This is a genomic window from Fluviicola sp., assembly GCF_030151805.1.
In the GTDB taxonomy this organism is placed as follows: Bacteria; Bacteroidota; Bacteroidia; order Flavobacteriales_D; family Crocinitomicaceae; genus Fluviicola.
In genome coordinates this window covers 1-8177 of sequence record NZ_JASLCN010000179.1, presented here as the reverse complement: position 1 = coordinate 8177, position 8177 = coordinate 1, and the positions used below count along the sequence as shown (strand labels likewise).

The window sequence follows — 8177 nt, the reverse complement described above, 5'->3', positions numbered from 1 at the left end:
GTACAATTGTATTGCGTCATCAGATTTCTGTTGGTACAAACGTCAAAGCCATCCGGTTTGAAAAATTCAACAATGCAACCGGGCAATACGATTTGCTTGGAGAAGTTCCCGCAACAAGCTCCACACTGTCGATTACTGATTCAGATGTCGACGTAGACAATTTCAGTTATGTTTACAGAGCCGTTGTGATCGATAGCTGCGGAAATCAGGGAGCGATATCGAATCGCGCAAGAACGATTTTATTGAAAGTAAAAGCCGATCAAACGAGATTGACGACTCAATTGAACTGGTCACCCTATGATGATTACGATGGAGGAGTTTTACAATACCAGATTTATCGCGGAATTGACGGAGTTTTCCCACCAACGCCAACAGCAATTGTTTCTCCGGATCAGCGTTATTTTGAAGATCTGGTAGATGAGTTGGGTTTTGAACACAGCGGGAAGGTGTGTTATTACGTGATTGCTGAAGAAGCAGTCAATCAATATGGAATCCAGGAATTGAGCCTGTCGAACGATGCATGTGCAGTTATTGAGCCATTGGTTTATATTCCGAATGCGTTCACACCGGGCGGAATCAATCCGATCTTCATTCCGGTTGTTTCGTTCCAGGATGTGTCGAAATATGAATTTTCGATTGTTGATCGCTGGGGACAATTGGTTTTCCAAACAAACGATCCGGCAACGGGTTGGGACGGACATCATCAGCAAAGCGGGAAATTAGTCGCTCCGAACGTCTATGTCTACGTTCTGAAAGTGGTCGATGGAAACAACCAGGAATATTACTTCCGTGGCAATGTGACGGTGATACATTAAGAAAAGTTGGCTTCGACTCCGCTCAGCCTTTTTTTCAGTTTGAATGAATCAAATTACACTAATAAAATTAGCTTAGCCGCAATCAAAAAGATAATGTATGCGTCTTATTCAAATCACCGGAATTCCTGGAAGCAATTTGTATTTGACGGTTGGATAATTCAAAAGTAAAGATGAGCATTAAAGTATATTATTACAAGAGGTTGTTTTATAGGTTAGTTGTTGTAACTCCGGAAGGAAATTTGTTCAACAAATAGATCTCCAGATTTCTGGATTCATTTAAGATTTTGGATAAATAGAATTGCGAATGCTCGATTTTTATTTCATAAACGATAATCAAACATCACCAAATTACCCGAATCAGGATTTGGAGCTTGCCGGTTCGTTGGACGCAAAGACTTTTGATAACCTGATTCGGAAAGGAATGATTGATAGCCGGCTTGACTATTATTCCGATTTTCGATGGAGTGAAACGTTGGTGAAACAAATTCGTCAAACGATTGAGGACAAGCAATTCTATTCCGATACGGATGGAGAGAAACTCCTTTTATTAATGGACACAGCGATTTCAAGACAAAGTGGTTTGATCGCTTATGGAGATTAATTTTGAATTGTCCGAATCCTTGCCACCTCATCACAAATAGACATAACTTGTCCCGCCACTGCGGGATGTCTATCCATCATTTTTGTTAAGCCACCCCTCTCGATCTCCCCTCAAGGGGAGAGAGCTAAATTATCTGTGAGCTTGTTGAACTAAACAGAATTACAATTCGTAATTCGGCATGATGAATTCGCAATTTCCCTAAACCATCTTCTCCGGAATCACCCAAGCGTCAAATTCCTCTGCAGTCAGATAACCCAACTGAACAGCCATTTCTTTGAGCGTCGTTCCTTCTTTATGGGCTTTTTGAGCAATTTCAGCAGCTTTGTAGTAACCGATTTTCGGATTTAAAGCCGTTACCAGCATCAAACTGTTGTCCAGGTGCTTTTTGATATTTGCAGTTAGAGGCTCGATTCCAACAGCGCATTTGTCGTTGAAAGAAACACAGCCTTCACCGATCAGACGTGCGGAATGCAGGAAGTTATAAATCATGACCGGTTTGAAAACGTTCAATTCGAAATGTCCGTTAGAACCACCGATGTTAATCGCTACATCATTTCCCATAACCTGTGCAGCAATCATTGTCAGAGCCTCACATTGCGTCGGATTTACTTTCCCGGGCATAATGGAAGATCCGGGCTCATTATCAGGTATGAAAATTTCACCGATTCCACTTCGTGGACCGGACGACAGCATACGTACGTCATTGGCAATTTTCATCAGGCTTACTGCAACGGTTTTCAAAGCTCCGTGAGCTTCCACAATTGCATCATGCGCAGCTAAAGCCTCAAACTTGTTTTCTGCGGTGATAAAAGGTAAACCGGTCAGCGTTGCAATGTGTTTCGCCACGTTTTCGGAATACCCGGCAGGCGTGTTGATTCCCGTTCCGACAGCCGTTCCGCCCAAAGCCAGTTCGCTTAAATGAGCGAGTGTGTTTTTGATTGCTTTCAAACCGTGATTCAGCTGGCTGACATAACCGCTGATTTCCTGACCCAGGGTAAGTGGAGTAGCATCCATGAAGTGAGTTCGTCCGATTTTCACCACATGCATGTAGTCTTTACTTTTTTGAGCCAAAGTATCGCGTAATTTCTCAATTCCCGGAATAGTTGTTTCGATCAGAATTTTGTAAGCCGCAATGTGCATGGCGGTAGGGAAGGTGTCATTCGAAGATTGTGATTTGTTCACGTCGTCATTCGGATGCAGCACTTTTTCTTTATCCGTTAAGGAACCACCATTCAAAACATGCGCCCTGTAGGCGATTACCTCGTTGACATTCATGTTACTTTGCGTACCGCTTCCGGTTTGCCATACCACCAACGGGAACTGATCATCCAGCTTTCCTGCCAGAATCTCATCTGCCACTTTTCCGATCAAATCCGATTTCTCCTGAGGCAGAATTCCTGCATCGAGATTGGTTAAAGCAGCGGCTTTTTTTAAATACGCAAAAGCCCGGATAATTTCCTTCGGCATTTTGTTGATGTCTTGTGCGATTTTGAAATTTTCGATACTGCGCTCAGTTTGAGCACCCCAATAAGCATCCGCAGGCACTTTTACTTCGCCCATCGTATCCTTTTCAATTCTGTATTCCATGATTTTGGTTTTGAGAATAAAATTATAAAGCACAAGTTAGTTATTTCTCCCCTCTTTAAGTGAATTTCAACCGAAATATCCCTTCGCATTAGTATAAATGATCGGTTGATTTTTTCGTGATCCGGAGTTTAGGTGGTTAAACGATCCCGGCTCTATCAATAAAAAACGGGAAGCCTCTCAACTTCCCGCAAACTACTAAATGAACATAAATTACTGCTTTATGAAGCGCTGTCTACTGATCATCCCGTCGTTGAAACGAACCTGGATGAAGTAAATACCTGTATCAATTCCGGCAAGGTTCACCGGGTTTGTAAGTTCACGTTTAACAACCTTTCCGGAAGCGTCCAGCAATTCGAAGGCTTGCATTTCTCTGTCCGATTGAACATTCAATACATTCGTTGCAGGATTCGGGAAGATGTTGAATGCTGTTTTATTCAATTCGTCAATCGACAAGACTTCTGTTTTACTTCCCTGTAAGTACAAGGAAAGCGGGAAGTTTCCGTTTTGATCCACGAATTGTGCAGCCGGAACAGAAATCTTGAATGAATGACTTCCAGCCGCTAAGGTTCCAAGACTGATCTCACGAATCGGAATCACATCACCCGGACACCAGTTGTTCCAGCTTGTCCACCAGGAAGCAGATTGAGCGGATTGCCCGTAAATTCCATTTCCCTGAGTGTTATACTGGCGGTAAGGCTCGCATGATTTTCCTCCCGGAGTGTAAGTCAGGACATTACTTCCGTCAAAACTCACATTGTGTACTCTTCGAACATATTCCTCTCCTCCGTTATTGGCTCCGTGGTTTGAAGTGATCAAATAAAACTTGGCGCCGTAAATGGTTTCAGTAGTTGTGAAATTGATCGTTCTCACCGTTGTACCAACTGCATCCGTAGCATTTGCCTGGTAATTATTGAAATCTGCCTTGAATGAAAGCGCCTGCAAATACGTTTCAGGATCAAAACCTGCATTTGGCCCGTTGGAAACCAAATCCACTTTTCCCTTAAACACGTCGTTTCTTCCGGAACAACCTGAAACCTGCGTATTCGCAGCATACGGAACTCCGAAAACTTCCAGTTCCAGCCAAAAATCGAAGTTTGCAGCAATATCACTCGATTTAAGAATCTTTGCGATGTTGTTTACTTCGAAAGAATACGGAACAGAAGTTGGCTGTACATTTTTGTTCATGAAAGGAGTAATGAAACGCCCGATCTCAATACGGGAAACCGTCGCCGGATCATAAGTGGTACTCCCCGGAGGAACCAATGCCAGGCTCACATTTCCGATACGGTCATAATTGTCGCACAACGCCGAAATCGTAATGTTTACTGTTAATTCAGTTCCGATAGCAGCTAAATCCTGTGTACTTAGTTTTTTCGTCACCAAATCATTGCGAAAACGAATCACACCTGCTGGGGTCGGGTCGCTCACAACTCCGGCATAACCATCAAAAAACACCACATCAGTCATGATATTGGTGGTCGTTTGAGCAGTTGCGCCAAACGAGAGAGAGATGGCAAGCAAAGAACCAATTATTTTTTTCATAATCATGAGTTTATCTATTCCCAAAATTAGAAGGATACTCTTTTCAAAATCGGTTTCCCGATCCGGAGTAAAATGAGCACTCTTTTTTGGGACACAACCAGTTAGATGAACTATTAAGCGATTAAGTCAATGTGAATCAACTGTTTGCTTATGACGGTGTGATTTGGTGAACGATGGGAAAGATGTTGGGTTGTCTTGGATTTGTCGCCTATTTGTCCCGTTTTGTAAATCTCCGGAACACTCTTTTTTTGTTCCGTAGCTGATTTGATTGCTTGTTTCTCTTTGAAAAATCCGGAATCCTCCGGATAACGTATTTTCAGGTATGCGTGTATGGTTCATTGTTTTCGTCGGTTTATTGAGTTTTGTTGCTCTTGGTCAGGACAGCCTCAGGTACAAGGAGGCTTACACGATCCGTTACGAAAATGATCTCTTTACCGGAACAGATCGCTATTATTCCCAGGGAATTTTCCTGCAATACGATCATTTGGATATCAATCTGAAGTGGTTGAACCGTTTTTTTTTCCGGGTTCCGGATATTCAGCGAGGTTTGCAAACCGGTGTTGCACAAAAAGTATATACTCCGTCGAGTATTACTTCTGATTCGTTGTTGGTGGGAGACCGTCCGTATGCGGCAACGTATGGTTATACCGTTAAATTCAGTTCCCGAAGTAAATCGAAGAATTATACCGTAAGCTGGAGTTTGAATACCGGATGGATTGGAAAACCGGCTTTTGGGAAAGAAACGCAAACGGCTATTCATCGCTGGACGAACAATACGAAACCTTTGGGCTGGCAATATCAGTTAAATACCGCTTTAAGTACTCATCTGAGTGTTGGATTTACAAAAGCATGGTTCACCAAAACCCGGTGGCTGCGAATAGAAGGAAACACTTTCACAATCCTTGGAACATTAAACAATGAAACCCGTGTATCGGGGATGTTGAAGGTAGGCCGTCTCTCGAACAATAAGAACTATTTTGTCTATTACCATCCGGAAGCGCGTGCGGTGCTGTATGACGGAACTTTGCAGGGAGCGCTTTTTGCAAAACCAAGTGAAGCCGGTATTCCGGGAAAGCAGATCAATCACCTGGTTTCTGAACAAGAATTGGGATTTAACATGTTACAAGGTCATTTTTCCTTTTCAGCCTATGGTCATTTTCAATCCAAACTGTTCCGGAATGCGAAAAACCACGCCTGGGGCGGAATTGGTATCGGATATTATTTTTAGGCTTTCCACTGAAATAGAAGTGATATAATCATTTTTTTCCGCAGATAATATGTAAATTAAATCTGCGTTCCGACCTGGTCGAAGAAATGCTTCTTGTTTTTCTTTCATTTCGGTTAAATCACATCTATGTTACAACTGTATGTTTGACAAAATTGAAAAAAGTTACATCGATAATTGAAAATTTAAAATGGATAATTGAAAAGTGTTTGTAAACACAAAAGGTTCAAAGAGGAATCCTTACCACCGGAACTCTCTGAACCTCTTGACCACGGATATAGTTTATAAGGAGAATGAAAAAACGTTTCAATTTTAAAATTCTCCATTTTCAATTGGTCTTAGCTAGTTCTCTGCAGAATCACTTTTCCACTCAGCCAATGATCGTTTTCATCCAAATAACGGATCAGGTAAATTCCGGTGGTGTAATTCGATAAATCAACCTGGATGCGCTCGTCTTTTTTCAATTTCGGAAGCACTTGCAGTAATTTACCGCTCAAATCGGTGATGTAAAGTTCCTTGATATCCGTATTCGGCAAAATATGAATGATCCCGTTTGTCGGATTCGGATAATAGCTCCAGTTGATTTGCAGGTTCTTTGGTTTAACAGAATCCGTTGAATCTGCCTGATGTGTGGAAACGATCGAATCGGGAATGTTCAAAGCCAAATCCGGAATGTTTTGCTGGCAATCCGGCATGTAAGTATAACTTTTCATAATCCGGACCATGATTGCGTTCAGTGTTTCCACTTCATAAGAATCCGTCGACGGCTTGATGTGGTTGTTCCCGATTCCGCTGTGATCTGTCAGAAACGTATACGTTCCGTTTGTTCCCAAAGCCAAAGCGCGCATCAGGTATTCCGTACTTTTGTCGATTCCGCTGGCTCCGATCGGCACAATACGGATTCCTTTTTCAGCTGCCTGGAGAATCAAACGCTGCAAACGTTCATTCACCTCCGTACCTTCATGCGGTGGCGCATCCAGGATCAGGAATAAGATCCGTGCCCGCGCATTTTCACTCCAGCTCAGGTTGTTGATGGCAGAGTCGAGTGCAATATCCGCAGCTTCAGGATGATCTCCGCCACCGCCCGCAAACTGCTCATTGATGAAGGCAGATGATTCAGTCAGAATGCGGTTGAAATTCATGCTTTTAGTAACATATTCATCCCCGTTATCCCGGTAATAGACATTCGCGAACCGGAAATTCAATTTGTTACTAATTTGTTTTGACTGGAAGATGATATCATTCATTTCCGCCTGTAAAAAGCTGATTTCGTCACCCATGGAACCGGTTGCATCTACAACAAAAGCAACGTCTACGTTTTCCACTTCCTGGCAGGTAATATTCAATTTCTGATGATTGATCCCGTTTTCAAAAGCATTGACACGGCTGATGGTGGAGGTTTTCCCGTTATACGAAATCTGAACAGACAATTTCCCGTTCACAACAGGCGTTTCATTTTTCACTGTCAGCCAGCATTCCGCTTTTCCGGTATTGTCCGTTCTGGTAGTGAAAACGACATCGCGGTTCATGAATAATTGCACGATGGCGTCCACGATCGGAATCCCTTTTTCGGACTGTAACATCACAGTATATCTTCCTGAAGGTGCGATTTGCCATGTTTTCTGATAACTCGCCAATTCTCCTTTCGTCAGATCCTGCCACAATTTCCATTTGGAAAAATCATTGATTTCCCCGGCAGTCAATAAACTGGAACTTGCCCCGCCACTAGCAGTAATGTCTCCTTCGTAAATACCGTCACCGTCAGAAGCTGCTCTAACCGATCCAACACTGGTAGCAGGCATTCTGGAAACATCTTTCCTGAGAAGTTTGGTTTCTGAAGTGGATTTAACTCCCCGAGATTTGGATAAAACCATCACTTCTTCCAGTTCAACACGTTCTCCGCCCATCGTTTTAATTTCCGTCGTCTTTTTTGCCGTAGGATCTTCCTTCATTTTGAAATCGGAAACCTCATCACCGGTTACTTTGATTTCTTTGGTGATAGGAGTGAAGCCGGCGTAATTCATCACACAGGTATACGTTCCGGTATCAAGAGCTACGGCAAAATTTCCCAGTCTATCCGTCAATACGGACGCAACCAATTTATCGCCTTTGTAAATATCGACGTTTCCGTAGCGCAAAGCAGAACCGCTTGTTTCGGTGTTCAGGTTTCCTGAAATAGATTGTGCAAAAACGGCACTTGATCCCAGTAGCAGGATAAAAAGTAAGGTAGCGAATCTCATAACATCCGGTTTAGAATAATTAATACTCTTTACATCTGAGATGCGCTTAGGTTCAAAATTCCATAATTAATTATAAGTTTCGAATAATCCTCCCCCTTGGTCCCCCTCCAAAGGGGGAGATTTTTAATCCTCTTCAAAAAGAGAATTCTATCATCTTCATTTTAAAT

At 42.6% G+C, this 8177-nt stretch carries 6 protein-coding genes; 3 read left to right on the top strand and 3 right to left on the bottom strand.

Annotated elements, in window-relative coordinates:
• Positions 1 to 815, top strand: an 815-nt coding sequence (locus Q1V93_RS06810) for a gliding motility-associated C-terminal domain-containing protein (RefSeq protein WP_300663087.1), incomplete at its 5' end; no start/stop codon positions are given.
• Between the two features lie 304 nt (positions 816 to 1119).
• On the top strand, positions 1120 to 1416 hold the full coding sequence (locus tag Q1V93_RS06805) for a hypothetical protein (RefSeq protein ID WP_300663085.1): 297 nt from the start codon (positions 1120 to 1122) through the stop codon (positions 1414 to 1416).
• 198 nt (positions 1417 to 1614) lie between these two features.
• Here the strand turns inward: Q1V93_RS06805 and fumC are convergent, their stop codons facing one another.
• Both fumC and Q1V93_RS06795 read right to left on the bottom strand, forming a co-directional pair.
• The gene (gene fumC, locus Q1V93_RS06800) at positions 1615 to 3003 is read right to left on the bottom strand and encodes a class II fumarate hydratase (RefSeq protein WP_300663083.1); all 1389 of its coding nucleotides are present in this window, start codon (positions 3001 to 3003) and stop codon (positions 1615 to 1617) included.
• A gap of 210 nt (positions 3004 to 3213) precedes the next feature.
• Positions 3214 to 4545: a peptide-N-glycosidase F-related protein gene (locus Q1V93_RS06795; protein ID WP_300663081.1), complete on the bottom strand. Its 1332-nt coding sequence runs from the start codon at positions 4543 to 4545 to the stop codon at positions 3214 to 3216.
• 322 nt (positions 4546 to 4867) lie between these two features.
• Here Q1V93_RS06795 and Q1V93_RS06790 point away from each other — a divergent pair, with 322 nt between their 5' ends.
• Positions 4868 to 5773 carry a lipid A deacylase LpxR family protein gene (locus Q1V93_RS06790; protein WP_300663079.1) on the top strand — a complete coding sequence of 302 codons (906 nt, stop codon included), beginning with the start codon at positions 4868 to 4870 and terminating at the stop codon, positions 5771 to 5773.
• Positions 5774 to 6108: 335 nt separating this feature from the next.
• Here Q1V93_RS06790 and Q1V93_RS06785 read toward each other — a convergent pair whose 3' ends face one another.
• A complete protein-coding gene (locus tag Q1V93_RS06785) occupies positions 6109 to 8010 on the bottom strand; it encodes a T9SS type A sorting domain-containing protein (RefSeq protein ID WP_300663077.1) in 1902 nt (633 codons plus the stop codon).
• Positions 8011 to 8177 lie beyond the last annotated feature (167 nt).

Coding starts and splice junctions, on each gene's coding strand:
- Q1V93_RS06805 (WP_300663085.1), top strand. CDS start 1,120: ATGCTCGATTTTTATTTCATAAACGATAATCAAACATCACCAAATTAC.
- fumC (WP_300663083.1), bottom strand. CDS start 3,003: ATGGAATACAGAATTGAAAAGGATACGATGGGCGAAGTAAAAGTGCCT.
- Q1V93_RS06795 (WP_300663081.1), bottom strand. CDS start 4,545: ATGAAAAAAATAATTGGTTCTTTGCTTGCCATCTCTCTCTCGTTTGGC.
- Q1V93_RS06790 (WP_300663079.1), top strand. CDS start 4,868: ATGCGTGTATGGTTCATTGTTTTCGTCGGTTTATTGAGTTTTGTTGCT.
- Q1V93_RS06785 (WP_300663077.1), bottom strand. CDS start 8,010: ATGAGATTCGCTACCTTACTTTTTATCCTGCTACTGGGATCAAGTGCC.